This is a genomic window from Nonlabens sp. Asnod3-H03, assembly GCF_045063665.1.
GTDB lineage: Bacteria > Bacteroidota > Bacteroidia > Flavobacteriales > Flavobacteriaceae > Nonlabens > Nonlabens ulvanivorans.
This window is the reverse complement of sequence record NZ_JBEFOD010000008.1, coordinates 294,215-319,737: the sequence shown is the minus strand read 5'-3', so window position 1 is coordinate 319,737 and position 25,523 is coordinate 294,215. Positions and strand designations below refer to the sequence as shown.

At 33.6% G+C, this 25,523-nt stretch carries 21 protein-coding genes and 2 tRNA genes; 9 read left to right on the top strand and 14 right to left on the bottom strand.

Going from position 1 to position 25,523, the window contains the following annotated elements:
• The first annotated feature begins 32 nt into the window (after positions 1-32).
• The 3 genes from ACJJVI_RS04640 (at position 33) to murI (ending at position 2,371) form a co-directional block, all read left to right on the top strand.
• A complete protein-coding gene (locus tag ACJJVI_RS04640) occupies positions 33-893 on the top strand; it encodes an OmpH family outer membrane protein (protein ID WP_405350707.1) in 861 nt (286 codons plus the stop codon).
• 71 nt (positions 894-964) lie between these two features.
• Positions 965-1,495 carry an OmpH family outer membrane protein gene (locus tag ACJJVI_RS04635; protein WP_036583761.1) on the top strand — a complete coding sequence of 177 codons (531 nt, stop codon included), beginning with the start codon at positions 965-967 and terminating at the stop codon, positions 1,493-1,495.
• An 87-nt stretch (positions 1,496-1,582) separates the two neighbouring features.
• Positions 1,583-2,371 carry a glutamate racemase gene (gene murI, locus ACJJVI_RS04630; protein WP_405350703.1) on the top strand — a complete coding sequence of 263 codons (789 nt, stop codon included), beginning with the start codon at positions 1,583-1,585 and terminating at the stop codon, positions 2,369-2,371.
• On the opposite strand, the gene ACJJVI_RS04625 is transcribed toward murI, so the two are convergent.
• Together ACJJVI_RS04625 and ACJJVI_RS04620 are read right to left on the bottom strand one after the other, a co-directional pair.
• On the bottom strand, positions 2,368-3,102 hold the full coding sequence (locus ACJJVI_RS04625) for a LytTR family DNA-binding domain-containing protein (protein WP_042244769.1): 735 nt from the start codon (positions 3,100-3,102) through the stop codon (positions 2,368-2,370). The genes murI and ACJJVI_RS04625 overlap by 4 nt on opposite strands.
• A 10-nt stretch (positions 3,103-3,112) precedes the next feature.
• Entirely contained in the window at positions 3,113-5,383 is a 2,271-nt protein-coding gene (locus tag ACJJVI_RS04620) for a histidine kinase (RefSeq protein ID WP_405350699.1), read from the bottom strand.
• Positions 5,384-5,637: 254 nt separating this feature from the next.
• Here ACJJVI_RS04620 and ACJJVI_RS04615 point away from each other — a divergent pair, with 254 nt between their 5' ends.
• The 5 genes from ACJJVI_RS04615 (at position 5,638) to ACJJVI_RS04595 (ending at position 10,951) form a co-directional block, all read left to right on the top strand.
• Positions 5,638-6,669, top strand: a complete 1,032-nt coding sequence (locus ACJJVI_RS04615; RefSeq protein ID WP_042244759.1) for an SIMPL domain-containing protein — start codon at positions 5,638-5,640, stop codon at positions 6,667-6,669.
• A 10-nt stretch (positions 6,670-6,679) separates the two neighbouring features.
• Positions 6,680-7,855, top strand: coding sequence for a vWA domain-containing protein (locus tag ACJJVI_RS04610; protein ID WP_405350695.1), 1,176 nt, complete (start codon positions 6,680-6,682; stop codon positions 7,853-7,855).
• Between the two features lie 181 nt (positions 7,856-8,036).
• Positions 8,037-10,640, top strand: coding sequence for a DNA mismatch repair protein MutS (mutS, locus tag ACJJVI_RS04605; RefSeq protein ID WP_405350692.1), 2,604 nt, complete (start codon positions 8,037-8,039; stop codon positions 10,638-10,640).
• 95 nt (positions 10,641-10,735) lie between these two features.
• Positions 10,736-10,807 (top strand) — tRNA-Gly (locus tag ACJJVI_RS04600).
• Between the two features lie 58 nt (positions 10,808-10,865).
• A tRNA-Leu gene (locus tag ACJJVI_RS04595) sits at positions 10,866-10,951 on the top strand.
• Between the two features lie 220 nt (positions 10,952-11,171).
• Here the strand turns inward: ACJJVI_RS04595 and ACJJVI_RS04590 are convergent.
• Both ACJJVI_RS04590 and ACJJVI_RS04585 read right to left on the bottom strand, forming a co-directional pair.
• Positions 11,172-11,390 carry a hypothetical protein gene (locus tag ACJJVI_RS04590; RefSeq protein ID WP_405350689.1) on the bottom strand — a complete coding sequence of 73 codons (219 nt, stop codon included), beginning with the start codon at positions 11,388-11,390 and terminating at the stop codon, positions 11,172-11,174.
• A 20-nt stretch (positions 11,391-11,410) separates the two neighbouring features.
• Positions 11,411-11,629, bottom strand: coding sequence for a hypothetical protein (locus ACJJVI_RS04585; protein WP_405350687.1), 219 nt, complete (start codon positions 11,627-11,629; stop codon positions 11,411-11,413).
• A gap of 1,334 nt (positions 11,630-12,963) precedes the next feature.
• On the opposite strand from ACJJVI_RS04585, the gene ACJJVI_RS04580 reads away from it, so the two are divergent.
• On the top strand, positions 12,964-13,602 hold the full coding sequence (locus ACJJVI_RS04580) for a hypothetical protein (protein WP_405350685.1): 639 nt from the start codon (positions 12,964-12,966) through the stop codon (positions 13,600-13,602).
• Between the two features lie 331 nt (positions 13,603-13,933).
• Here the strand turns inward: ACJJVI_RS04580 and ACJJVI_RS04575 are convergent, their stop codons facing one another.
• The 10 genes from ACJJVI_RS04575 to dinB all read right to left on the bottom strand — a co-directional run bounded on the left by ACJJVI_RS04575 (position 13,934) and on the right by dinB (position 25,390).
• Positions 13,934-15,172 carry a hypothetical protein gene (locus tag ACJJVI_RS04575; protein ID WP_405350682.1) on the bottom strand — a complete coding sequence of 413 codons (1,239 nt, stop codon included), beginning with the start codon at positions 15,170-15,172 and terminating at the stop codon, positions 13,934-13,936.
• A gap of 97 nt (positions 15,173-15,269) precedes the next feature.
• Positions 15,270-15,671 (bottom strand): hypothetical protein, encoded by a 402-nt coding sequence (locus ACJJVI_RS04570; RefSeq protein ID WP_405350679.1) that lies wholly within the window; start codon positions 15,669-15,671, stop codon positions 15,270-15,272.
• Between the two features lie 4 nt (positions 15,672-15,675).
• Positions 15,676-15,858: a helix-turn-helix domain-containing protein gene (locus ACJJVI_RS04565; protein ID WP_405350677.1), complete on the bottom strand. Its 183-nt coding sequence runs from the start codon at positions 15,856-15,858 to the stop codon at positions 15,676-15,678.
• A gap of 78 nt (positions 15,859-15,936) precedes the next feature.
• Positions 15,937-16,611 carry an RteC domain-containing protein gene (locus ACJJVI_RS04560; protein WP_405350674.1) on the bottom strand — a complete coding sequence of 225 codons (675 nt, stop codon included), beginning with the start codon at positions 16,609-16,611 and terminating at the stop codon, positions 15,937-15,939.
• Positions 16,612-16,613: 2 nt separating this feature from the next.
• Entirely contained in the window at positions 16,614-17,912 is a 1,299-nt protein-coding gene (locus ACJJVI_RS04555; RefSeq protein WP_405350671.1) for a hypothetical protein, read from the bottom strand.
• Positions 17,913-18,287: 375 nt separating this feature from the next.
• Entirely contained in the window at positions 18,288-18,734 is a 447-nt protein-coding gene (locus ACJJVI_RS04550) for a hypothetical protein (RefSeq protein WP_042244752.1), read from the bottom strand.
• A 168-nt stretch (positions 18,735-18,902) separates the two neighbouring features.
• Positions 18,903-19,706, bottom strand: a complete 804-nt coding sequence (locus ACJJVI_RS04545) for a TIGR03915 family putative DNA repair protein (protein WP_042269001.1) — start codon at positions 19,704-19,706, stop codon at positions 18,903-18,905.
• Positions 19,703-20,965 (bottom strand): putative DNA modification/repair radical SAM protein, encoded by a 1,263-nt coding sequence (locus ACJJVI_RS04540; protein WP_042268999.1) that lies wholly within the window; start codon positions 20,963-20,965, stop codon positions 19,703-19,705. The genes ACJJVI_RS04545 and ACJJVI_RS04540 overlap by 4 nt, the downstream gene beginning before the upstream one ends.
• A 74-nt stretch (positions 20,966-21,039) precedes the next feature.
• A complete protein-coding gene (locus ACJJVI_RS04535; protein ID WP_405350666.1) occupies positions 21,040-24,162 on the bottom strand; it encodes a DNA polymerase III subunit alpha in 3,123 nt (1,040 codons plus the stop codon).
• 10 nt (positions 24,163-24,172) lie between these two features.
• Positions 24,173-25,390 (bottom strand): DNA polymerase IV, encoded by a 1,218-nt coding sequence (dinB, locus tag ACJJVI_RS04530; RefSeq protein ID WP_036585273.1) that lies wholly within the window; start codon positions 25,388-25,390, stop codon positions 24,173-24,175.
• Positions 25,391-25,523 lie beyond the last annotated feature (133 nt).

Below are 25,523 nucleotides of genomic sequence, written 5' to 3'. Positions count from 1 at the left end.
GGCACGATATTTTCTATAAACACTTTGAGCTTATGAAAAATAAGATTTTTGTTATCAGTATAATGGCCTTTATGAGTTTCGCTTTCGCGAAAGCGCAAGGAGGAACTAGAGGTATTAGAGTAGGTTTTATTGATATGGAATATATTCTCGAGAATGTGCCAGAATATCAAAAAGCATCTCAACAGCTAGAGCAAAAGATGGGTAAATGGAAGCAAGAAATTGATGCCATGAGTCTAGAAGTACAACAAATGAAAGATGCTTTACAAAATGAAAGAGTCTTACTTACTAATGAGCTTATTGAAGAGAAAGAAGAAGATATTAAGATAAAAGAAGAAGAGCTTTTAAACTATCAACAAAAAAGATTTGGTCCTCAAGGTGATTTTGTTTTACAAAAAGAACAATTAATACAACCAGTACAAGATCAAGTTTTTAATGAAATACGTAAGATAGGAAGCCTTAAGAAATATGATTACATACTTGATAGTTCTGAGGCAGCAATGCTTTATAATGCAGAGCGTCATGATTTAAGTGATCAAGTGTTAAAAGCGATAGGAAGAACTGCAAAAATCGATTCTAGAAATAGAGGTAATGACAAAAAACCTACTAAAGAAGAATTGAGAGAGCAAGAGAAAGAAGAACGTTACTTGTCTGTAGAAGAGGCAGAAACTGTAGAGAAAAAAGAAGAAGCAAAGGAACAACTAGTAAATGATAGAGAAAAGGCACGTCTAGAGAAGTTAAGAGTGCGTGACTCTATCAAAGCAGCCAGAGCTGCAAAGTTTCAAAAGCGTAGAGATAGTATCATCGAGGCTAGAGAGAGACGCAAGGATAGTATACTAAAAGCACGTGAAGCAAAGAAGAAGGCTAATCAAAAAACGCCTCCAGGCGGTGAATAATAACACGATACCATTATATTTGCAGCCGCATTAATAGAAGTTAAAGCAAAACAATAATTAATAATTAGAAAATGAAACAAGTAAAAACCCTTATAACAGCAGTAGTAGTGATGTTTCTTATGGCAGGAATCAACACAGTGCAAGCTCAAGCTACTCCTAGTAAAGTATGTCACGTAGCATCTCAAGAGTTAGTGGAACAACTACCTCAAGCTAAAGCTGCTGATAAACAACTAAGAGATCTTGCTAAGACTTATGAAGCAACTCTAGGTGAAATGGATAAGGAATTGCAAAACAAAGCTGAGCAATTAAAAAGTCTTGCTGAATCACGTAGCGATGAAGAAAATCAACGTGCTTATCAAGAGCTTATGGCTGGTCAAAAGAAACTTGAAGAGTACTACCAAAGTTCTCAACAAGCTATGGCTCAAAAAAGAACAGACCTTTTAAAGCCTTTATATAAGAAAGTACGTGACGCTATTCAAAAAGTAGCTCGTGCAAAAGGTTTTGATTATGTCCTAGACTCTACTACAGGAACAGGAGTAATCATGGCAGATGGTTATGATATCACTCCAGATGTAAAAAAAGAATTAGGTATTACTCAGTAATTAACTAATACCTATAAAAAAACCGCTTGGTACATCTAAGCGGTTTTTTTATGCGTTAAATTCTGGTAATCACATTATCTTTATGTCATGAGTAATTTACAGCCTATTGGATTTTTTGATAGTGGAGTTGGTGGTACTTCGGTGTGGAAAGAAGTTGTGCAATTACTGCCACATGAAAACACGATTTATCTAGCAGATAGCAAGCATGCGCCTTATGGACGTAAGCCTAAAAATGATATAACTCAGTTATGTGTTAAAAACACAGAGTATTTACTTAGTCGTGATTGCAAGTTAATAGCTGTGCCTTGTAATACTGCAACCACTAATAGTATATCATATCTACGTGAACATTATGATGTGCCGTTTATAGGTATTGAGCCTGCTATAAAGCCAGCAGCGCTTAATAGTACTACAGGTAAGGTAGGGATTCTAGCCACGCAAGGAACATTATCTAGTGAATTGTTCAATAGAACTCAAAGAGCCTTTACAAAGGATGTAAACACTATAGAAATAGTAGGTACGGGCATTGTTGAACTTATAGAATCTGGCAAAAAGGATTCTGAAGAAATGAGAAACCTTTTGGTAGGTATTACAGAGCCTTTTATGATATCAGGTATAGATTATCTAGTATTGGGCTGTAGTCATTATCCTTACATTAAAGACATGTTACAAGAGCTGTTGCCTAGCCGTGTAAAAATCATAGATAGTGGAGCTGCTGTAGCAAGACAAACACTTCATATTTTAAAGGAGTTTAATTTACTAAATGACCAGACTTCGTTAGGTCATCATGAGTTGTATTCTAATCTCAATACTCAAGTGCTAGACTTACTAACTGTTGAAGTCAACGATAGAAAAGTGGACTATCTAGACTTTTAACTAAAGAATTTAAATAGTTCTAATTTTCTACTGGGACTCACCGGTAATTCTATCTTGCCCAGAATGACACTGCCGCCTTTACCTTTCTTATAGGCTGTTACATGCGAGGCATTTATTAAATGAGACTTATGAATTCTACAAAAACCTTTATCGGTAAGCATATCCTCGAAATGTTTTAATGTTTTAGAAACTAATTTATGAGAGTTTGCTAAATAGACGTTTGTATAATTATCATCTGCACTGCAGTAAATAATATCCTTTACTGGTATAACTTCAAAACCTTCTTGTGTTGGAATAGTAATTTTATCATTTAATTGAGAGCTATCTTGTTCTTTTACAGAAAGGCCGATATTTACTTCTTCCTCACGCTCTTTAATACTTTTTACAATATCGACAGCTTTAATAAGCTCGTCTATTTCGATAGGTTTTAATAAATAATAAGCAGCCTGTTGATTTAGTGCTTCTTTTGCATATTGATCATAAGCAGTTACAAAAACTGTTTCAAAATCTCTATTTCCTAGTTTGTCTAGTAGGTCAAAGGCTGTTCCATAAGGCATTTCTACATCTAGAAATAAAATGTCAATGTCAGTTTTACGTAGTAACTGTAGTGCCTCATCAACGTTTGATGCTTCAGCAAGAACTGTGACGTTAGGACAGTACTTAGACAGATATTTCTTGAGAATCTCTCTAGAGATTTGCTCATCTTCTACAATGATCGCTTTTAAATTCATAGAGCATTTTTTAATTAGAAACAATCATTTTAACGGTGACTGCAGTCCCTATGTCTGGAGATAGGCCAGCATCATTTACTATCATTTCAATCTGGCAATCGTGCAATTCATTTAGTAATGCTACTCTGTTCATGACATTGCCCAGGCCTTTACTTTCTCGTTTCTTTTGGTGTTCTGTTTTGAGCTCTTTGGACTTAGCTCTTCCTATTCCGTTGTCAGTTATGGTAACGATGATTTCGTTTTCTGCTTTCGCGAAAGCTACCTTTAAAAAGCCTTTCTCATCCTTATATCTCAATCCATGCCATACTGCATTTTCTATAATGGGCTGCAATAACATAGGTGGAACTTGTAAGGATGTACCTTCCAGTAATGGATCTACTATAAACTCATAATCAAACTTATCTTTAAATCGCTCGTGTTCTAGTTTGAGGTAAAGACCTAACAGTTCAGTTTCTTTTTCTAGTGGTATAAAATCTAATTCTGAATTCTCGAGAACACTCCGCATGAGCTTAGAAAAGTCTGCTAGATATTTATTTGCAGCACGTTCATCATTCATTGCGATATAACTATTTACAGAATTAAGTGCATTAAAAATAAAATGTGGATTCATCTGGCTGCGCAGTGATTTGAGCGCTAATAAATGGTTATTAATGCGTTGCTGTTTATTGTTGCGCCACATAAAATATGCGAGAGAAATCAATAAAAGACTTAAGGCAACCAGTGAGTAGATGATCCAGCGTTGTCGATTGTTAACCTGTTGGGTTAATTCACGCTCTGTATTAATTAGCGCGATTCTATTTTCTGTAAGTTCCCGATCTTTTTCAAGTGTTAAAATGCGAGTTTGTCTATTTACTAGATCTTGTGCTTTACGAGTGTTTAAAGCTATTTCTTGTTCTTTTTGCTCATAAAGTCGGTCAACAGTTTCAATGTAAATCTCATTATATTTTAATGATTTTGCCGTGTTACCATTGATGCGATAAAGTTTATAAAGATTACGCGCAGCCTCTTTTTTAGTATCCAGATCATCATTTGCACTAGCTTCCTTAAAACTGTTTTCAAAAGAAGCGATTGCTTCTACAAAATTATTTGTGGCTTTATAGGCTTCAGCAATTTTAAGTTGTTCTTTTTGTTTTGAGTATGCGGTTGTGACGTTATCCACAGGTGTATCTATAGGCGCGCCCACTTCTAGATCTTCCATAATGGTATCTTCCATCTCTATAATGTTACTAGAGCTAGGTGTGTCAAGGTTAGTTACCGTCGCCTTTCTTTTTGCAGTACTAGCTTTATCAATAAGTTCGATATTTTTTTTACGCAAAGCAATTTCTTTATCGTATTGTTGATTGCTATTATAAAAATCTGCAGTGGCAGATTGTGTGACCACGTTACTTATAATCCCTTCATTTTTTGAATCTTGAATGGCGTTACTATAATAAGACTCTGCAGTAGTGACTTGTCCTGTTGCATTATAAACATTTGCAATATTAGTGTTGAGTTGTGGTAATAATGCTTTTAAATTATTTGTCTGTGCAGTTTGTAAAGCTGCTTTATGATTTTTAAGCGCTGCCTCGGTATTTTTAGTTATTTCATAGACATTTCCTAATGTTGTATATGCAGTTACTATTTGTTGAGTGGATAGTCCTGTACTGCGGTTAGAAGATGTTTTTATTGATCTTTCATTAACAGTAAGAGCTTCCAGTGTTTTGATCGCTTCTTGATAATTACCGTTGCTTTGTAGTGATTGGCCAAGTTTGAGTTGTCTTTGTGCTGTGTTTTCAGACTTAATCGCTGCTCTATAATTGGTAATCGCTAGGTCTGCTTGTTTGTTGAAAATGTATAAATCACCTAATGATTCATAAGCACGAGCCTCTTTGCTAGTACTAATGCCACTAGAATTATTAGATAAAGCAGCAATTAAAAAGTCTGCCGTTTTTTGTGCATCCTTTTTAAGATAAACTTGGGCGCTATCCATTAACACTTCATAGCTCAATGATTTAAGGCGATCTTTTTGTGAGAGGTCATCGATAACTTGGATTTCAATTTTATCATAACTTCTTATCGTATAATAAACAGTCTCAAAATCAGATCTCCTAATGATAATTTCATCACCTAGATTTGCTGGTATTTTAAAATAGCCTTGTAAATCTGTGGTTGCATATCGTCCCATAGGCCCTTCAATATTAACGCCAGATACAGGTTGTTTTTTATCGCTAATCACGCGTCCTTCTAGAACCATAGTGGTGCGTTCACTATTGGTCTTACGTGACTCATTACTTTGCGCCATAACCGTAGAGGTTAGACCCAAGGATAAAATTATATATAAGATTATTGCTCTCATTTCGGTTGTAAACTTAGGCATTAAAAGTTAGATAGATTCAAGCACTGTGCCGTTTATGAGCCGATTAGAGCTTATATATTCCGGTAATTAAGAAGTGTACTCGATAGAAATACCATTACACTCATTCATATACTGGTTTCACTCATTTGACATATTTATAAGAAAAGCATCCCAGTAGATTTGATTAAAATTCTAACAAAATGAAAATCATCTCAACGACATTTTTAATCCTTTGTGCACTTAGTTTGAGTGCACAGCATTTAGGTAATTTTAATAACCAAGCCTCGCAAATGGAAATCTCGAGAGCTAATATTGCAACCGCAGATATGGGTAATGCGAGAGTGATAGGTTATAACACCAGCCCGGCTGCAAGCGTGACTTTACAACCCAGTAATATATTAAACTTAAGCTTGCGCAGTCTTTATAACGTTGAGGCAACAGATTACACAGCAGTTTTTAATATCAACCAGGTAGGTGAGACGGCTGATGAGACCACACAGTTAATGAGTGATAAAATTAATGCCATTAAAGCTGAATTAAAAGGTAAGGGTTTCAATGGTCAATTTGCTATTGACATGATATCTTTTATGCCTCAGTATGAAATAGAAGTGACTAAAAAGCTTTTTAGTAAAACATATACAGAGGTTCCGGTCGGTTTTGAATTACAACAAAATTTATTGATTTCTTACCGTGATGATGCCGACTTTGAAAAAATACTGTCGGCATGTGCCAGTGCTGAGGTTTATAATCTGGTTAAAGTAGATTATTATGTGAAAAACCTAGAGGCAATATATGCTGATCTACAAACTAAACTACTTGCCGAAGTAAAAAAGAAGAAAGAATACTATACAGCATTGGGTTTTGATATGGCTGAATATGATGTCCATATGGCAGATGCAAAATATTACCATATGCCTAAGGATCACTATAAAAGTTATGTTGCAGCCAATAATATAAGTATGGATGCACTTAAACAGAAAAAAGGTGTGACACGTATTAAAAAACCTATTTCATATTATTATGATCCTATTCCTCATTCTGGTTATGATATTGTCGTAAATGCTGCTATTACTAGACCTGTAATACAACTAGGTATGGATTTAACATTGCGATATGTGCCTAAGCCTGCAAAGCCAATTGCACCAGTTGCACCAGTAAAAGAGCCTAAACCTAAAGTGTATGTCATATCGCCTACAGGTCCAGTAGACATCAAACAACTACCTAACTCTTAAACGCAAAACCATGAATAATTTTCAAAATATATTACTAGTTACCGTATTAATAACATTCATTGCATGTAATGGAGCAGCTATGGGAAAACCTGTAAATGACAATATTCCAGAGGTTGCTTTATTGGAGAGAAAGCCTTCTCAACCTATTCAACCAGCAACTATTCAAATAGCATTACTACTAGATACGAGTGGTAGTATGAATGGATTAATAGATCAAGCTAAAACTCAATTATGGAATCTGGTAAACAAAATGACTTATGCGCAGTGTAATGAAGTACAGGCTAATATTGAAATCGCGTTGTATGAGTACGGTAATACTACAATTCCACAACAAGAAGATTTTTTAAGGCAGATTGTTCCTTTTTCTACAGATCTAGATTTAATAAGTAAAGAATTATTTGCCCTTGATACCAATGGTGGTGATGAGTATTGTGGTGCGGTAATTAATCACGCAACTAAAAATCTAGAATGGCGCAATGGTACTCAAGATTTAAAGATGTTATTTATAGCTGGTAATGAATCTTTTCTTCAAGGCAATACTTCTATAGATGACGTTATAAAAGATGCTTCTCAAAAAGATATTACTGTTAATACTATATTCTGTGGTGATGCACAAACAGGAATCTCTTTGAAATGGAAAAACGCTGCTTTTTTAGGGAAAGGAGAATATATGGTAATTGATCATAATCAGCAAACTCAATATGTGTCTACACCATATGACGACCAGATATTACAGCTGAATTCACAGTTAAACAGCACTTATATTTCTTACGGAAGTCAAGGTCAATCTAGAATTGCACAACAAAATTATATAGATAATCAAACGGCTGGTGTATCTGTAACAGCAAATGTAAATCGCAGTGTTGTAAAATCAAAAAGTGTATATAATAATGCAGCTTGGGATTTAATTGATGCAGCAGAGGATGAAGAGATGCTAGAAGATTTAATTCTAGCAAATAAAAAAACTCTAGACGCAGATTTAAAAGATAAATCTATTGAGGAAATAAAGGCTATAACTCTAGTGAAAAAGAAGGAAAGAGAAAGCGTACAAAAGAGTATTATAGATTTGAGTGAGAAAAGAGAGGCTTATATAAAGTCGCAAAATGCTGGTGAAAATGGTCTAGAAAGCGCCATGATAAATGCGGTAAAAAAGAAAGCTGCCTTAAAAAATTATACATGGAAATAGTTGTAAGGATGTAGAGGTTGTTTTTATTGCGCTTTCGCGAAAGCGTAATAAAAACAACCTTTTAATTTTTAAAACAACATCTAATCCATAAGACTGACAAGCTGTTGAAAAATGCTCTTTGAATTGCCGTAACTAGCGGTAACAGAATCGTATTTTTGATGCTCACTCATAAGTATACGGTTTGTCAAAGAAGGTTAAGAAGGTCACTCCATTAATGCAACAGTACAACAGGATAAAGACTAAATATCCAGATGCGTTGTTGCTTTTCCGTGTTGGAGATTTTTATGAAACCTTTGGAGAGGATGCAATTAAGACTGCACGTATTTTAAATATTGTTTTAACCAGTAGAAATAATGGTGGAGAACCTATTGAACTAGCAGGTTTCCCTCATCATTCTATGAATACCTATTTACCTAAATTAGTAAAAGCAGGTGAGCGAGTTGCTATTTGCGATCAATTAGAAGATCCTAAACAAACTAAAACGATAGTAAAAAGAGGTGTTACTGAGTTAATCACACCTGGTGTAGCACTTAACGATGAGGTGCTGCAGTCCAAAAGCAACAACTTTTTAGCCGCTGTATCTGTAAATAAGAATATTTATGGTGTAGCGTTTTTAGATATTTCTACAGGTGAATTTTTAGTGAGTCAAGGGTCAAGAGAAGAAATTGATAAACTGTTGCAAAACTTCAATCCTAGCGAGGTATTAATTAATCGTAAGGATAAGACGCTATTAAAAAATGACTTCCCTTATGATTTACCGTATTTCTTTTTAGAAGATTGGGTGTTCCAAATAGATTTTGCCCATGAATCGTTATTAAAACATTTTAAAATCAATTCTTTAAAGGGATTTGGTATTGAAAAATTAGAAGAATCCATCATTTCTGCTGGTGCAATCTTACATTACTTAGAAGAGACCCAACATAACAAGGTAGATCATATTGCTGGAATCTCTAGAATCGCAGACGAGGATTATGTGTGGATGGATCGATTTACTGTGCGCAATCTTGAATTGTATCAAGCATTAAGTACAGGAGCAGTCACTCTGATAGATATTATAGATCAAACTACAACGGCAATGGGTGGTCGTATGTTGAAAAGATGGTTAGCATTTCCATTAAAAAATAAACAGCAGATAGAGAAAAGACATGATATAGTGGAGTTTTTTACAAAATCTGCAGAAACTTTGAATGCGATTAAACTTGAGTTTAAACGCATGAGTGATTTAGAGAGGTTAGTTTCTAAAGTTGCGGTAGGGAAAATATGTCCTCGAGAGGTTGTACAACTTAAAAATAGTCTTGAGGCCATTGAGCCAGTAAAAAAAATAGCTGAAAGTTCTGGAAATAAAGCCTTACAGGTATTAGGGGATAGTCTTAATGCTTGTACACACATGACTCAATTAATTAAAGAGTCTATAGATGAGGAAGCTCCTGTAAATATTTTAAAGGGTAGAACCATCGCTGCTGGTTATAATAGTGAGTTAGACGAGTTGAGAGGTCTCGCTAATAGTGGAAAGGAGTATCTGGATAACATGCTTGCAAGACACACAGAAGAGACTGGTATAACCAGTTTAAAAATTGCTAGTAACAACGTATTTGGATATTATATTGAGGTGAGAAATACTCACAAAGATAAAGTTCCAGAAGAGTGGATTAGAAAGCAAACACTGGTTAATGCAGAGCGATATATTACTGAGGAATTAAAGGAGTATGAATCAAAAATTTTAGGAGCTGAAGAGCGTATTAACGCTCTTCAGCAAGAGCTTTTTGATAAAATAGTTCAGGAAATAGTGCCTTTTATAAAAGTAATTCAAAATAATGCTCAATTAATTGGACAATTAGATTGTTTGATATCATTTGCTGCACATGCTGTCCAAAGCAATTATGTTAGACCGCAACTATTAGAAGGTGACGCTTTAGAAATAACAGGTGGTAGACATCCCGTAATTGAAAAGATGCTTCCTGCAGATAAGCCATATATACCCAATGATGTTTTATTAGATAGAGATCAACAGCAAATCATAATGATTACTGGTCCTAACATGAGTGGTAAGTCGGCAATATTGAGACAGACAGCATTGATTGTACTACTTGCACAAATGGGAAGTTTTGTTCCTGCGACAGATGTTAAAATGGGTATTGTAGATAAAATTTTTACTCGAGTAGGTGCAAGTGATAATATTTCTCAAGGAGAATCTACATTCATGACAGAAATGAATGAAAGTGCTAGCATACTTAATAACATTAGTAAAAGTAGTTTAGTGCTGCTAGATGAAATAGGAAGAGGAACAAGCACCTACGATGGGATTTCTATAGCTTGGGCGATTACTGAGTACTTACATGAACATCCTTACATGCCTAAAACTCTTTTTGCAACTCATTATCATGAATTAAATGAGATGACGGAAATGTTCGACCGTATCAAGAACTTTAATGTTGAGGTAAAGGAATTAAAGGATAAAGTATTATTTATGCGAAAACTTATACCTGGAGGTAGTCATCATAGTTTTGGTATTCATGTGGCAAAGATGGCAGGAATGCCACAGCAAGTCATTAAAAAAGCAAATAAAATTTTAAAAAGACTTGAAAAGAGTCATCAACAAGAGGATTCTAAAAAAGTTTTGCAGGATACTCAAGAAGAAGAATTGCAATTGAGTTTTTTCAACCTAGACGACCCTTTGTTGCAAAACATTAAAGAAGAGATACTTATGGTTGATATAGATACGCTTACTCCAGTAGAAGCACTCATGAAACTTAACGAGATTAAACGTATGCTTCAAGGAAAATAATTTTTATCAAATAATTTTAATTGAAACGCTTTGCAGATAAAGGAAAGTTGTTAAATTTGCACTCGCTTTGAAAAGCTTTTGAGTTTTTCAATTTTGCGAAAGTAGCTCAGGGGTAGAGCATCACCTTGCCAAGGTGGAGGTCGCGGGTTCAAATCCCGTCTTTCGCTCTAAAGTTTGTTCTTAAAAAGATTTTAATAATACCAATGATGTGTCGTGGACACAATCGCTCGAGTGGTGGAATTGGTAGACACGTTGGACTTAAAATCCAATGGGTAGTAATGCCCGTACGGGTTCAAGTCCCGTCTCGAGTACTAAGCCCTTTTATAATCAACTGATTATAAGAGGGTTTTTTTATTACAACCTGTTTTTTATTGTATTTTGCCCCGTATTTGCCCCGTAATTAATTAAAAAGCGGGAATTTAAGATGTTTAACCTTGATGTAATCTAGGGGTTGTTAGTTAGGTGTTTTCTTAGTTATTCATAGTATTTACTCTCGCTCCTAACTGTTTTCAATCTTAGGAATACTTAAGATTAAATAATTCCCTTTAGATTGCTGTATTTATCCAGTAGATCACCTGCTTTAAACGCTCTGAGGTTTACTATCTTATTTGTGGTGCTGTTGTATTCAACCTCAACGAAAAACCTATTTATTGCGTAAAGGTTATAGCGTTGGTGTCCATTAATGTGATTATCTAAGTAAACGCCTAAGCCGTTTAATACAACATCGTATTGCTGTTGTTCTTGCAGCATTTTAAACTCATATAAAGTCATTAAATACGTTTCTTACTTAATGGTTTAACGTACTTGGGTATATCGTCTATCAATATAAAAGTTCTATGAAAATTCTTTGTAGGTGTCTTACCTTCAAAACATGCATTTGCAGCACCAACACTTTTAAAGGTCATAATATAAGGAGGTTTATCTCCGTGATACTTCTGCTTTATTTCATACTGATTGCCTACTTCTAAATCATCTTTGTTTAAATTCATCGAAACAAGTTTAATAATATATCAAAAAGATTGCGAGTTGGTAATACTTTATAAGTTGTTATCCATTTGCTGCATCCCTCACAAAGTAATGGTAATGGTTCAGGTCTCAAATTTAATTTTCGCGCGCAATTTTTACAATATTCTGCCATGAATCATTGATTTGACAATTAATTTTTTGTACAAAACTATATAAATATAATAATTCTGTTTTGTATTTATAGGTAATATCATCAATTCTATTTTATAAATATGCATTGTAAAAGTTAGAAAAAGAAACAAGCGCTGTTGGATAATCGTGGATAACTTTTGACTTATCGTTAATTAAAATAAGTAGGAAAAAGTTTATAAAAAAACTGTTGTTGTTGGCTAAATATGGGATTGTATGGTGCGGTTTCTATATATGGTTCATAAAACAGGTTGAAAATATAAAAACTTGATAATCAAAATTTTAGATTACATTTTTAAGTTTTTTTAACATTTCAAATAAGGTATTCGGATGTGTATAACTTGTTTAAAAGGAAAAAGTTAAAGTAGTCTCTTTAAGTGTTTAAAATGGCATATTTGAATGTTCCCAATGACTGCGAACAAAAAGCCTGAAAGTCGGGTAAAGAAAAACCAGAATATGCTTGGAGGCTTTCTGGTTTCTTAAAAATCCATTTAAAACGATTAGAAAATGAATAGCGTTTATGTTATTTTACTTTTGATTCTTTTAGTTCTTAGAGAATCTAATAAGTAGATGTTTGGACAAGTTTATTTTGTTCAACGAGTACAAATTTAAACTGTTTGTTCGAACATCAAAATTTTGTAGGTATCTATTTTTATTGGCTATGAACAAACTATAGTTAATAACTCGTTTATCTCATGATACACCTAGCTTTTGGTTAGGTGTATTTTTTTTGTTCTACTTTGAATTTATAATTTTACCACTAGTTGTTAACTGGTATTGAATTGTATTTAGACTTTTAATGTTATTCAATTGTAATAGTTTTGCTTAAACTATCACGGTTATCTACTTTTTCTTTTGTTAGTAATCAAAGAGTTCATTAAAAAAATTAATGATATGCCAAAGTATATGCAAAGTCTAGGTAGTGTATAAATACATATGTCGCGTTTGTCTTATTTTATTCGTGAGATTAAGATACCAGTATCATTTAAAACATCTTGTAGAGTTATGCCTTTGCTTTTTACTAGTACTTTCAATCTAATAGAAAGAAGTTTTAAGAGGATTTTATTTGCGCATCAATCATGTTGCAAAATGAAAATACTCTAATACTGACACAACTACCGTTCTATTGGTTATTTGATATATTTGATAATAGATCAGTTACGACAAGATGAAAAATTTATTCACAATACTATTATTATTAACCTCAGCAATAGTGTTATCTCAAACATTTAAAGAAGGTTATAAAAAAGGCTATGAAGAAGGTTACTGTTACGGAATATCTCATTGTACACCTCCGTTAAGTCCGATGGTGCCAATGCCCTCACTCGGTCAAGACACATATACAGATGGATATAATTTAGGGTTTTTAGAAGGTAAAAAATCTAACGAACCAATTGAGCAAGAGACTTACGAAACAATACATGATGCTGATTCAAATGGATCTATGTCCGAAGAGTGTAAAGTAAGTATAGATAAATGTCTTGAAAAGATAATGAAGTATGTCGATGATTTAGATGCTATCCATATTAAACTATTAGAATTATCAGTACAAGAATTCAAAGAACAAAACTACCGTCAAGCACAGGCATATTTCGAATTAAGTTTATACAAGAGACGTGAAGGTATTACTTCTGCAGATTATTATCTATTTGGTGCTAGATGTTATGCGAAATTAATTGCAGAAAGTGAAGAAAAAGAAAGTGCTATAATACTGAGGGCATTAGAATTATTAAATAAGGCAAAAAATAATGGAGCAGAAAATACTGATGAAGTTAGACAGGCAATTAGCGACGCTATAAAGAACTAATTCCTGTAATATCTATTTAATTATTTATGAATACTTAGTATTAGATATACCAGTCTATAATAGTGAGGGGAAACGTTTTTATAAAGCCCCCTAACCCTTTAAATCATATTAATTTATTGAAAGTTATAGGTTTTTTTGCACTAGGACTTAGAACACTTGATTGATTATATACTATTACTAATGACGACATAATTACATAATAGTCCATTGTAACCCTAACTATAATTAAGGAACAACACTATTAAATTGTTAGACCTTAATATAAACACGAACGAATATTAAATTATCTTCTAACTTAAATTATCATTGATTGTTATCTAGTTACAACTGCTTAAAATGAAATACCAAATTGATTACGATCTACTGGTGGTCTAGACCCACCCCTATTACGTATTTGCTTACTCATCTTTGAATAAATATCTTTTTCAAATTTGTTCACATGACCTGTCAATAAAGACTTTTTTAATATTAAGAAAGTTGGCAAATCATTTATTTCTAAAAACTTTAATCCAGTAATAGAAAGATATTTGCTAGATGGTCTTTGCATGGAAATATCTAAACCAGTTAGTATACATACCTTAGAAGTGGTGCAATCTCTGCCTATACTATAAGTAGAAGTTAAACCACTTTTATTTGTAAGAGGGATACTAGAGATTAACCCACTTTTCATCTCAAACAGTTCTTTTAATTTGTTGTCAACGCCTGTTATAACTGCATCCGTATAGTTGAGGTAAGTGCGGTTTGAAATGTTAAAATATTCTCGTTTTTTGCGTGCAAACTTTGAACGGTTGTTTTTAAGTAATTTTTGCCAGTAAATAGGGTTACTCATTCGCTTTGCTTTTGCTATTTGTTTTCGTGTTAATCCCTTAAGGTTACCTTGTTCATGAATAAATAAAAGTTGCTTAGTCTCTTTGATTAAACTAGATCGCAAAGCGTTGTAGTTTTCTAGAATTAATAGATCATTTAAACTGTTTATCCCACGTTGTTTTATAAATGCACTTCTGTTACTTTTTATTTCTGCTCTTAATGTGTTAGGTTGGCAATGTGTAGGGTGTTGTATTGCCTTTGAGTAAAATTTGTATTGTTTGTGTTGGTTTGCTTTGCCATCTGGTCTAGGTTTATAACTCACTTTACTGTACGCAAGGTCTTTATTATTATAGAATTGATTTGTACTATGATAATATACTGCGTTCACTATTTCAACATCTGAATAGGGAGTTACAAAATTAACACCATATTCGAGCCCTACGATTTTAAGACGTTTTAAAGCGTGTTGAAGTTCTAGCCTTTGAGCTATACCGTTAAGTGTTTTAACACATTGAGATGGTGTAAAATCGTTTGCATTATGGACGTTGTTGTTATGGTAGTAGTGAGGTTTGATAATTATAGTTAGTTTGAAGTCATCCCAGTAGAAAACTAATCCTTCTAAGTTAAATGTATGTGTTACAAAAATTTGCCCTGTTTCAATATTTACCCATCTTGAATAATTTATTTTTTCAATAAACGGCAAGTTTGAAACATGGTCAATTAACACTTTATCAAAAACGAATATTTTTATAAAATCAATCAAAGTATAGTATCTTTGAGGTGTAGGATACGTTGCTAAGTGTAACCTATTGAACAATAAAGGACGGTGTGAACAACCGTCCTTTTTCTGTTTGTAACCTTTAGTTATAGATTGATTTTAACTTGTCTATGATGCTTTTGATAGTTTTTGCATCCTTACTGTAGAAATTTTTGAAGTAGAATAGTATTACAGTATTATTTACCTCATCCACTCGAGCAATTAAAAGATGCTTTTTTTTGTACGCATCTCCTTTAAAATAATATGGTGTTGAGGTTTTGAAAAGTCCAGTGATACTTTCCCATTTATTTTGAGGTCTAAATGAAAGCCAATAAGTTGGTAAAGATTTAGCAAAGGATCGGTTTACCGCCACTCTTATTTTATGGCTTATAACCTCTTTATTATTTTTGCTCAACTCCAGTTCAAAATGTTTAGTACCTAAATACTTGCCTATATTGATTTCTTTGAACTGGTTTGTTATTGGTGTTGGGTACGTTGCTTTCATAACCTTAAAATTTTGGGGTTAATGATGCGTTTACCTCATCTACTTTGTAAAATACCCTTGAGCCTAATCCGTACGCTTTCAAACGCCCTGATTTACTCCAGTTGTATATTGTTCTAAGTGAACAATTAAAAAGGACTGCTACTTCTTTGCGAGTGTATAACTCTACTTTGCTCGACGCTGTTTTCATGCTATTGTTTTAAATATTACAATGCAAAACTGCGCTCGATTTCTACTACTATTCCAATACTAATGCCATCAGGTGATGCTAAAAACTTTCTAAAAGACTAGTTTTCAGTCTTTCTAAAAAAATAGGTTTACGATCTTTTCTCGTTTTAATTTCTTGAATCTTCTGATCTGGATTGTTTACTTTAAAGTTTAGAATTTTACAGAACATATCCAAAGTTTCGGTTTGTGTTCCTTCAATACTTTTACTCTCAATTAATGACTTGACTAATTCCACTAAGTCAGTTTGAGTACCTTTCCATTTTAAGGTCGAATTAAAGTCTTTCAAGTTCTTTTCAGGATTTGTATTTTCGAGATCATAACCTAATACATCTTCAATTCTTATTTTAGACCAATTATAGAACGATTCAAAACTTAATCTATTACTCAAAATTGCTAGCCTTAATCTATCAATTTCTTTGTGATCGATTTTAAAAAGATCAACATGTTTCTCGATCAATACTTTTTCAATTTGAATAAGGTATTTTTTAATTTCTAACAATATACGCCCAAGCTCTTTAAAATATAAAGGTTCAATATTATTTTCGTGATAAATTCTATCAGATAAAACCTCTTCACAGTATTTGAAATAATCATTGTTATATTTCTTAATCTCATCAAGTTCATGTTGATAGTTTTCACTAAAACCTATCAGAAAATCTAGTGCGCCTAATTTTTTTTTATATGCCGTAAACTCCTTTATTAAATCGAATTTCATTTTTAACTGGCTATGACTTTTAGTGGTGCGTTTTCTTTTTTGGCAATTGCTTTTTTCTCGATACTTATGAAATGATTTGCTATTTCTTGAGAATAATTTGATGCGGTTGTGCCTATGTAATTGAAAAATGTTTTTTGCGATTTATGTCCAGTAATATGCATTAACAAGTGCAAAGGCATTTTACCATAATAATTTGATGCAAATGATCTACGGCATACATGGGATGCTAAAAGTTTATACTTAGGATAAGCACCATATTTTAAAGGTTGGTGTTTACCAGTACTAATTCCTCCATAACATAATTCATTAAGCTGTGCTTTCTCTCCTATCGTTTTAAGATGATTATTGAATATTTGGTTAGTGATTTGATATGGAAACCCATCTTTTAACAGCTTTTCAATTTTACCTACGGTTGGGATAGTTATTGTTACTGGTGTTTTTTGTTGTCTGAACTCTAAAAGTTTAATACCATTTCTGTAGATAATATCCTTTTCTGTTCTAACCAATAAATCACTCTGTCTTTGCCCTATATGGCAACCAAGGAGTAACCACTTTCTAGCATTAATTAGTCCCTCTGTTTTAAGTTCTAAACTTTCAATCTTTTCTAATTCATCATCATTGAGAAATATAATAGAGCCTTTTTTTGGCTTAGATATTTTAATCCCTAATAGATTGTTGCTTATTTCAATATTATGCATCGCAGCATCCTTACAAACTGTTACAAGATCTCCAGCAAGTTTATGAATGTAACTAGGAGCGTATGTTTTTTGCGCACTAACTGTATTAGAATACAAGAACTCATTAATAAATTCTTGGTCAATGTCTTTAACTCTTAGATTATTATCCTTTTGGTAGTTTTTGATAAAAGTTAGTAATGTGTTATATCCCTTTACACGCCTTTCACTTAGACCAACTCCTCCTTTTTGATTTTTCCTTATAGGTGCTGTGTCAATTACATGTTGAATATAATCGATTACTAAATCACTTCTTTTTTGCCCACGTGTTTTTTCCCCTTTGAATATTTTGATTTGATCTATTATCCAATTCCGATTAATCTTGTGAATTTCTGTATTGTTGAACTCCTTAATGATTGCATTTTTAAGTTCGTTTAATTTTGATTGTAGATTGTTTAGATCAACATCGCCTTTACTAGTTACTTGCTTTTTTGAATTGCTCCAGTATCTAGGATTAATTGCATAATCCGTAGTGCAATAAATATCAAATTTGTTAGAGTGTCTAAAACGTAGAGTAATATTTGTAGGGTTTGAATTGCCCCTTACTAAATAGTTTACGGTTGCCATTGTGCTAAGTATTTTAATTGAACAGTACAAATATAACCTTTTGCCCCGTTTCGCCCCATATTTGCCCCGTAAACCTTTCTTTTCTTTTCTTTTAGTTTCTACTTATTACCTCAACATTAAGGTTTTAACTATTTGGTTTTTAGATGTTACTAAACATAATTGTATAGTGCACAGACCGTTACCTAAATATTCAATTTTAATACTTAGTACTCCCGTCTCGAGTACAAAGAGGTTATCTAGAAATAGGTAGCCTCTTTTTTATTATAATAATTTTTTAGAAATTGATTTATGTAGAGCTTTTAAGGTAGTAGCTTTAATATTGATGTATAAAAAAACCGCCTAAAAGGCGGTTTTGTTTTTTAAAGAGAAAGTGGATTATTTTCCAATCATTTTCTTTCCAGCTTCAGTCGCTTTATCTGCAGCACCTTTAGCAGCATCACCAGCGTTATCAACTGCAGTGTTAGCAGCGTCTTTAGCTCCATCTACGGCTTTGTTAGCAGCATCTTTCACGTCACCAGCAGCACTTTCTACAGCATCACCAGCGTCATCTAAAGCATCTTTTGCATTGTCTAACCCTTCTTTAGCAGCGCCAGTTGCATTGTCAGCAGCATTTTCAATTGCGTCACCAGCATTTTCAATACCGTCCTGTGCACTTTCTACAGCGTCACCAGCAGCGTCCATTGCATCGCCAGCAGCATCTCCTGCAGCATCTGCAGCATTTTCAACGCCGTTTGCAGCATCTTCCATTCCTTTTTCTACTTCTCTACATCCTACTGCGAACATAAGAGAAAGAGCCATCGCTCCGATAAATAATTTTTTCATTTTGAGGTAGATTTATTGATTTATTAAACAAATGTATACTTTTTGATTAAATAACTTAATTTCTAAATTATAAATAGCTATTTATCGATTAGTTGTATGATTTCATCTATGATTTGAAGTTGAATGGTTGATTTCGTAATTGGATTTCAAAAAATCATCAGAGGTTCTTTAAAGTTTTTCACTTAGGTATTTCCAATATCTTTTAGGAACATGCTGCACATGTAGTTTGAGGTTTTTTCTTGACTTTATATTGGTACTTTGAAAATATTGATTCCATAGATCTCTATAATTATTTTCTTTTTCTTGAAAACCAGTCGTTAATTCAATATTGTTCTTATTAGAAGTAGCAGTGGTATTTAATATTCCTCGTTGACCTTTAGGAGTTTTAAAGTCTATATAAACTTCTTGTACTATATTTTGATCGTAGCTTATTCCATAGTTCCGACTCAAATCATATATGACCCAATTTTGATCAGCATATCTGTTTTTGAAATGTTTTGTAATTAAGGGTAAAACATTGAAGTCTGGTTCGATATTAGCATAGTAGGTTTTTTCATCTATTAAGTGAAACCTAACAAATGCCTCCATTCGATGCTTTTCACGACCTACCATCTTTGCTGCTTGTGCAATTTTTAATACACTTGGGTTAGTGAAATCACCGCTTGGTGTTTTTTGCTTTTGGAAAGTAGATTTTATATATTCATATATAGTATTTTCTATTCCATTTATTTCACTTAAGAAAGCGCAATAGACTTGATGTGAGTCTCTATAATCGCATAGAGATTCAAAACGGTTCCATACTCGTTTTGCTTTATCAATATCTGTGGTAATGACCTCCATACCGTCAAAAAGATTTTTTTGTGTTTTGGAAGCTTTAGAAATAATAGGTGATTTTATTTTATGATCATAGATGATAAAAATCGTAGTTAATAATCCATTTAAACTACCATCATATAATAAAGTGGTAGTCATGAGAATAAATTGAGTTGATTGTTAAAGTTTTTATGATACTTACTATTAGAGTTAAGCATGATTAAGTTTTTAATTTTAGAACTAGTAAGATCTCTAGTCTCAAAATCGCGTGAGTCACAGGTCATGAAATATTTAGATCGATTCATAGAGATTCCTATTGCTTTCAAGTGTTGCCAATTTAGTTTTCTATATCTTCTGGCACTTATAATTTTACCTACAGATCGCATTCCTATTCCTGGCACTCGAGCTATCATTCTTTTATCTGCTTTATTAATGTCTATAGGGAATTGGTCTAGGTTGCGCAATGCCCACGATAGTTTAGGATCTATATCCATATCAAGATTTTGATGAGTTTCATTTAATATTTCTTGAATATTAAAACCATAAAATCTTAATAACCAGTCGGTCTGGTAAAGCCTATTTTCTCTCATCATGGGCACCTCTGTACCTATTGCTGGTAATCTAGAGTCGTTTGCCACAGGTATGTATCCAGAATAGTAAACACGTTTCATTTGAAACTTATTATAAAAGAAATTTGCGCTATACATAATGTCGCGATCACTCTCACCTGTAGCACCTACTATCATTTGAGTACTTTGACCAGCTGGAGCATAAATAGGTGTATTTTTAATAAGTTTTTTTTCAGATTTATATATTTGAATAGAGTTTTGAACCGCTTTCATAGGTTTAATAAAATCTTTATGATCTTTATCTGGTGCTAGTAGTTTCAATCCAGCCTTAGTTGGGATTTCAATATTTACAGATAATCGATCTGCATATAACCCAGCTTCTTGCATCAGTTCATCGCTAGTACCTGGAATGGACTTAAGATGTATATAACCATTGAAATTCTCTTCCTCTCTCAGCTTTTTTGCTACTCTAATCAATCTTTCCATTGTAGCATCAGGACTTTTAAAAATTCCAGAACTCAAAAACAATCCTTCAATGTAATTGCGGCGGTAAAAATTAATAGTAAGATCGACCACTTCTTGTACAGTAAAAGCGGCACGTTTGATATCATTAGACTTTCTAGTCACACAATAGGCACAATCAAAAATGCATACGTTGGTCAATAAAATTTTGAGTAATGATACACAGCGACCATCTTCAGTATAGGTATGACATATACCCATACCGCTTGAATCACCTAGACCTTTGTTCTTATTTTGCCTTTTACTTCCACTACTGCTGCAGCTCACGTCATATTTTGCAGCATCTGCTAGAATTTCTAATTTCTCTTTTATTCTCTCGTAATTCATGTGTATAGACTATTCAGACTTTTATTTGAACTCTTTTATATAATGATTGCTTTATTCTTATTATTAGATAAGAATCAATCAGTTTTACTTGATTTTCTCGATACTCTAGGTTGATGTATTTTTATTTTTTCAAGAGGTAATTCTAGCTTACGATACCCATTACCATTTCCCATTCTACGATCTCGTAAGTTGGATTGCTTTTCTAAACGTTGCATGGTTTGGGGATTCTCTTCTGCATACCTCGGATCTTGAATATAATCGGCCTTATGCATGTTGTGTACCTCAATAGAAAAGAAATCAAATTCTTCTACCACCTTACCATATATTTTATAGATTCCGCTTCCGCGAAAGCTGATCTTAGAGGCCACAGGAGGAAACATAACCGTATCGAAAAAGTCACCGTTAATGTCTAAAAACGTACCGAACTGCATGCGCTTGCCTTTAGCAGTATGAGTGGTTTTAATGTTTACAACATAGCCATACATTAATATCATTTTATTGTGATGTGCTATCATTTCTGTACGGCCGTAATGATTTTGAGGTGGCTCTAACAGTAAATCAAAATGAGAGCACAAAGGAAACCCTAGAAGTTCTATTTGTTCATAAGCCATCTCTAAAGCGGTTGTGTGTAATCTGGGTATACTTGCTTCCTGATGCTCAGTAACAAATAATTTATTCTGTATATACTTTTGAGGTGACTTATCTAATTTAAAATGTGCGTGCCATAACAATTCATAGCGATCTATTCCTGTAAATCTAAAAGCATCTATGCGTATCAAAAGAGCTAATTGGTCAATGCTTATGAGTACTCGATCTATGAAATCTTCTAAGGATTTAAAAACTCCATTAAGATGACGAGCCTCTATTATGCGTATCATAGTTTTTTTCTCTAGCTCTTTGAGATAGCTATAGCCCAGGTAGATACTAGTTCCTTTTATAGTATTAGCAATATCGCTATGGTTAACACACGGTGATTCTATAGTTGCACCACACATCTTTGCTTCATGAACATAGAGCTCAGGCCTGTAAAAACCACCACCATTATTTAATGTGGCTACCATATACTCTAGTGGAAAGTATCTTTTAAGATAAAGGCTTTGGTAACTTTCTACAGCATACGATGCAGAATGGCCTTTTGCAAAAGCATAACCAGCAAAACTCTTAATTTGATTCCAAATTTCTTGTGTCTGTTTAGGATCATGGCCTATATCGATACAGTTTTTAAAATACTTTTGTTCCACCTTTTGAAACTCTTCACGAGAACGATATTTTCCGCTCATTCCACGTCTCAATACATCTGCCTCAGCAAGATCTAGCTTTGCATAGTAGTGAGCAACCTTAATGACGTCTTCCTGATAGACCATAATACCATAAGTTTCTGGCATTATTTCTTGCATAATGGGATGTGCTTCTTTGCGCTTTTCAGGATAGCGTGTACGCAAAATAAACTCGCGCATCATACCACTTTGGGCTACACCTGGACGTATGACAGAACTTGCAGCAACCAGTCCTATATAATCATTAGTGGCTAGTTTGCTCAATAGCATTCTCATCGCTGGTGATTCTATATAAAAACAACCTATGCATTTTGCTTGTGAGATCATGTTATTAATCTCTGGATCTAGCATAAATTTTTTCACATCGGTTTGTAGATTTGCTATAGTCGCATCGGGTTGATTGTACTTAATGATCTCTATGCTATCACGTATTTTCCCTAGGCCACGCTGTGCTAGAATATCAAATTTGTGAATCCCAGCATCTTCAGCAATGTGCATATCAAATTGAACCGTACGATAACCTTTAGGCGGTAAACTGGTAGCACTGTAGTAATGAATAGGTTTTTCCGTGATTAAAATTCCGCCAGCGTGTATGCTTGTATAATTAGGCATGCCTTTTATTAAATGACTGTATTTTAATACCAGTTGGTGCATTTGATCTAGTTGCTCTAGTTGAAAATGACCAGTGGTAAGCATATCTATATCTGTTTTAGGCAACCCAAAAACTTTACCTAATTCTCTTACTACTGCTCGATATTGAAAAGTATTATAAGTGGCTAGCAGCGCTACATTATTAAATTCATTGAATATAAAGCGTGTAATATCTTCTCTGTCGTCCCATGCAAAATCGATATCAAAATCTGGTGGACTGGTTCTATAGTCATTAATAAAACGTTCAAAGTATAGGTCTAGTTCTATCGGATCAACCTCTGTGATTTTAAGTAAATAAGCTAAAATGCTATTTGCACCACTACCACGACCTACATAAAAAAATCCTTTACTGCGAGCATATTCACAGATGCGCCAGTTGATTAAAAAATATGCAACAAAACCTTTTTTATGGACTATACCTATTTCTTTTTCTATGCGCTTAATAACAACTGTCTTATCCTCTCTGTCTCCGTATCTATCCTTAATGCCTTCATAAGCTAACTTTCTCAGTTTTGCATAATCTGCTTCTTTACTAGTGCTGTAGACTTGTTGATTTGCGTTAAGTTGTGCGTTTTCAAAATTGAAACTGACATGACATTGTGATAATAATTGTGTCGTGTTTTGAAGGATTATCGGATATTCTTTAAAAACTTTTTTTAATTGAGAAACTGGAATCATTTGTTGCTCAACATTACCTTGTTGCGACTCTGGTAGCTGACTCAAAAGAATATTTAGGTCTATACAGCGCAATAGGCGATGTGCGTTATAGTCTTTTTTAGACCTAAAACTTACTGTTTGCATCACAACCATTTTATCCAGCATGTTTACATAACTAGTAAATGGCATTTTACGTAATGTGGTTGTAGAGATACCTATGAATTCGCTTTCGCGAAAGCGAACTTTATCAAGCTCTATTACTTTATCAAACGGATATATAAGGTATACATTATCAAAGGCTGGTGGCTCTGAAGGAAATGGAATTTTATTTTCTAGATGATACGATAGAAAAGTATTAAGCTCTTGAAGCCCATCATTGTTTTTTGCAATACCAACGTATTGTTGATGATGATTGTTTCTGAAATCTATACCCAGCACGCCATGTAGTTGATGTTGTGCACATAGTCTTATAAAATTTAAACAGGCGCTGGTGTTGTTAATATCTGTAAGGACAATTGTTTTCACACCATTTTCTAGGGCTAGTTCAATGAGATCTTGCTCATTAAAAGTGCCATAACGCAAAGAGTAATATGTGTGATTATTTAAATACAAGTTGAGTATTTTATTGTTTACGATGTGCTAGGACTACTGGTGGTAGCCCATTAAATGGATTTAACATTCTGCCTATGGTTCTTGATTCCATTCCAGCTGCTCTCATAACAGTCCTGTCTCCATATTTTTCTCTTATTTTATCTAATGCTTTATATAAATTCATAGAGGTTTCATTATCGTCAAAGAGGTTGATCTGATAGTGACCGTTAACAATGTGAGAGAACTTTATTCCTATTAATCTTATCAATAATCGACGATTGTAAAGTTTTTCAAAGATTTCTATGATATGTGGAATTAAAATATGATCTGCACTGCAATAAGGGATGCGCATTTGTTTAGTATACGTGTTAAAGTCAGAGTATTTTATTTTAACATTAATGCAACCAGTTAACTTATCACCACGCCTTAATTGAAAAGCTAGGTTTTCTGTCATGGCAATTAGAATGGATTTGAGTTTTTTAATATCTATGGTGTCGCGATCAAAAGTGCGCTCTGTACTAATAGATTTACGTTCATTAAATGCGACGACTGGTCTGTTATCTATTCCTTGTGCACGTCGCCATATCAGGCCTCCATTTTTACCTAGTACATTAATCATCATTTCTTCAGGCATTTCTTGAATGGTGTGGATACGTTTAATGCCTAGATGTCTCAATGTTTGATATGTTTTATCACCTACTTGTGGTATTTTTTTTATTGAAAGTGGTGCTATAAAAAGTTTTTCTGTCCCTTCAGAAATCATAAGTTGACTGTTTGGTTTTGCCTCACCTGTCGCGATTTTTGAAACCACCTTGTTTGTAGATAGACCAAAGGATATAGGTAATCCAGTCTCGTCGATGATTTTTTTACGTATTGCTGTTGCTAGTTTATAACATCCATAAAAGCGATCTGTTCCAGACAGATCTGCATAAAATTCATCAATACTAGATTTTTCAAAAAGAGGAGTTTCTTGTTTGATAATTTCAGTCACCTCATCAGAGTGTTTTGAATAAATACCAGCATTACCTCTTATCACCACAGCTTCTGGGCATAGTTGTTTTGCTAGTTTCATAGACATACCACTATGGACACCATAACCTCTAGTTTCATAACTACAGGCTGCTACAACGCCACGATCACTAGTTCCACCTACTAATATCGGACGATTTGTAAGACGTGCATCCATTTTTCTCTCTACAGAAACATAGAAAGTGTCGAGATCTAAATGTAGGATTTGTTTATCGCTCATAGCTTTTATTCTTTGAAGTGGTGTGACAGTTTTAATTACACATTGCTTAAAACAAGCGGTCAAAAAACCTCACAAGATTTTTCCTGTGAGGTTTATAGGCTATAACTCGTTTTTATTTATGTCTACAGTTTAA

Coding starts and splice junctions, on each gene's coding strand:
- ACJJVI_RS04620 (WP_405350699.1), bottom strand. CDS start 5,383: ATGGCGCAAAGTAATGAGTCACGTAAGACCAATAGTGAACGCACCACT.
- ACJJVI_RS04560 (WP_405350674.1), bottom strand. CDS start 16,611: ATGAAATTCGATTTAATAAAGGAGTTTACGGCATATAAAAAAAAATTA.
- ACJJVI_RS04585 (WP_405350687.1), bottom strand. CDS start 11,629: ATGAATTTAAACAAAGATGATTTAGAAGTAGGCAATCAGTATGAAATA.
- ACJJVI_RS04625 (WP_042244769.1), bottom strand. CDS start 3,102: ATGAATTTAAAAGCGATCATTGTAGAAGATGAGCAAATCTCTAGAGAG.
- ACJJVI_RS04635 (WP_036583761.1), top strand. CDS start 965: ATGAAACAAGTAAAAACCCTTATAACAGCAGTAGTAGTGATGTTTCTT.
- ACJJVI_RS04590 (WP_405350689.1), bottom strand. CDS start 11,390: ATGCTGCAAGAACAACAGCAATACGATGTTGTATTAAACGGCTTAGGC.
- ACJJVI_RS04540 (WP_042268999.1), bottom strand. CDS start 20,965: ATGAATTACGAGAGAATAAAAGAGAAATTAGAAATTCTAGCAGATGCT.
- ACJJVI_RS04545 (WP_042269001.1), bottom strand. CDS start 19,706: ATGACTACCACTTTATTATATGATGGTAGTTTAAATGGATTATTAACT.
- ACJJVI_RS04565 (WP_405350677.1), bottom strand. CDS start 15,858: ATGAAAACAGCGTCGAGCAAAGTAGAGTTATACACTCGCAAAGAAGTA.
- ACJJVI_RS04615 (WP_042244759.1), top strand. CDS start 5,638: ATGAAAATCATCTCAACGACATTTTTAATCCTTTGTGCACTTAGTTTG.
- dinB (WP_036585273.1), bottom strand. CDS start 25,390: ATGAGCGATAAACAAATCCTACATTTAGATCTCGACACTTTCTATGTT.
- ACJJVI_RS04550 (WP_042244752.1), bottom strand. CDS start 18,734: ATGAAAAAATTATTTATCGGAGCGATGGCTCTTTCTCTTATGTTCGCA.
- ACJJVI_RS04640 (WP_405350707.1), top strand. CDS start 33: ATGAAAAATAAGATTTTTGTTATCAGTATAATGGCCTTTATGAGTTTC.
- murI (WP_405350703.1), top strand. CDS start 1,583: ATGAGTAATTTACAGCCTATTGGATTTTTTGATAGTGGAGTTGGTGGT.
- ACJJVI_RS04555 (WP_405350671.1), bottom strand. CDS start 17,912: ATGGCAACCGTAAACTATTTAGTAAGGGGCAATTCAAACCCTACAAAT.
- ACJJVI_RS04610 (WP_405350695.1), top strand. CDS start 6,680: ATGAATAATTTTCAAAATATATTACTAGTTACCGTATTAATAACATTC.
- ACJJVI_RS04570 (WP_405350679.1), bottom strand. CDS start 15,671: ATGAAAGCAACGTACCCAACACCAATAACAAACCAGTTCAAAGAAATC.
- ACJJVI_RS04580 (WP_405350685.1), top strand. CDS start 12,964: ATGAAAAATTTATTCACAATACTATTATTATTAACCTCAGCAATAGTG.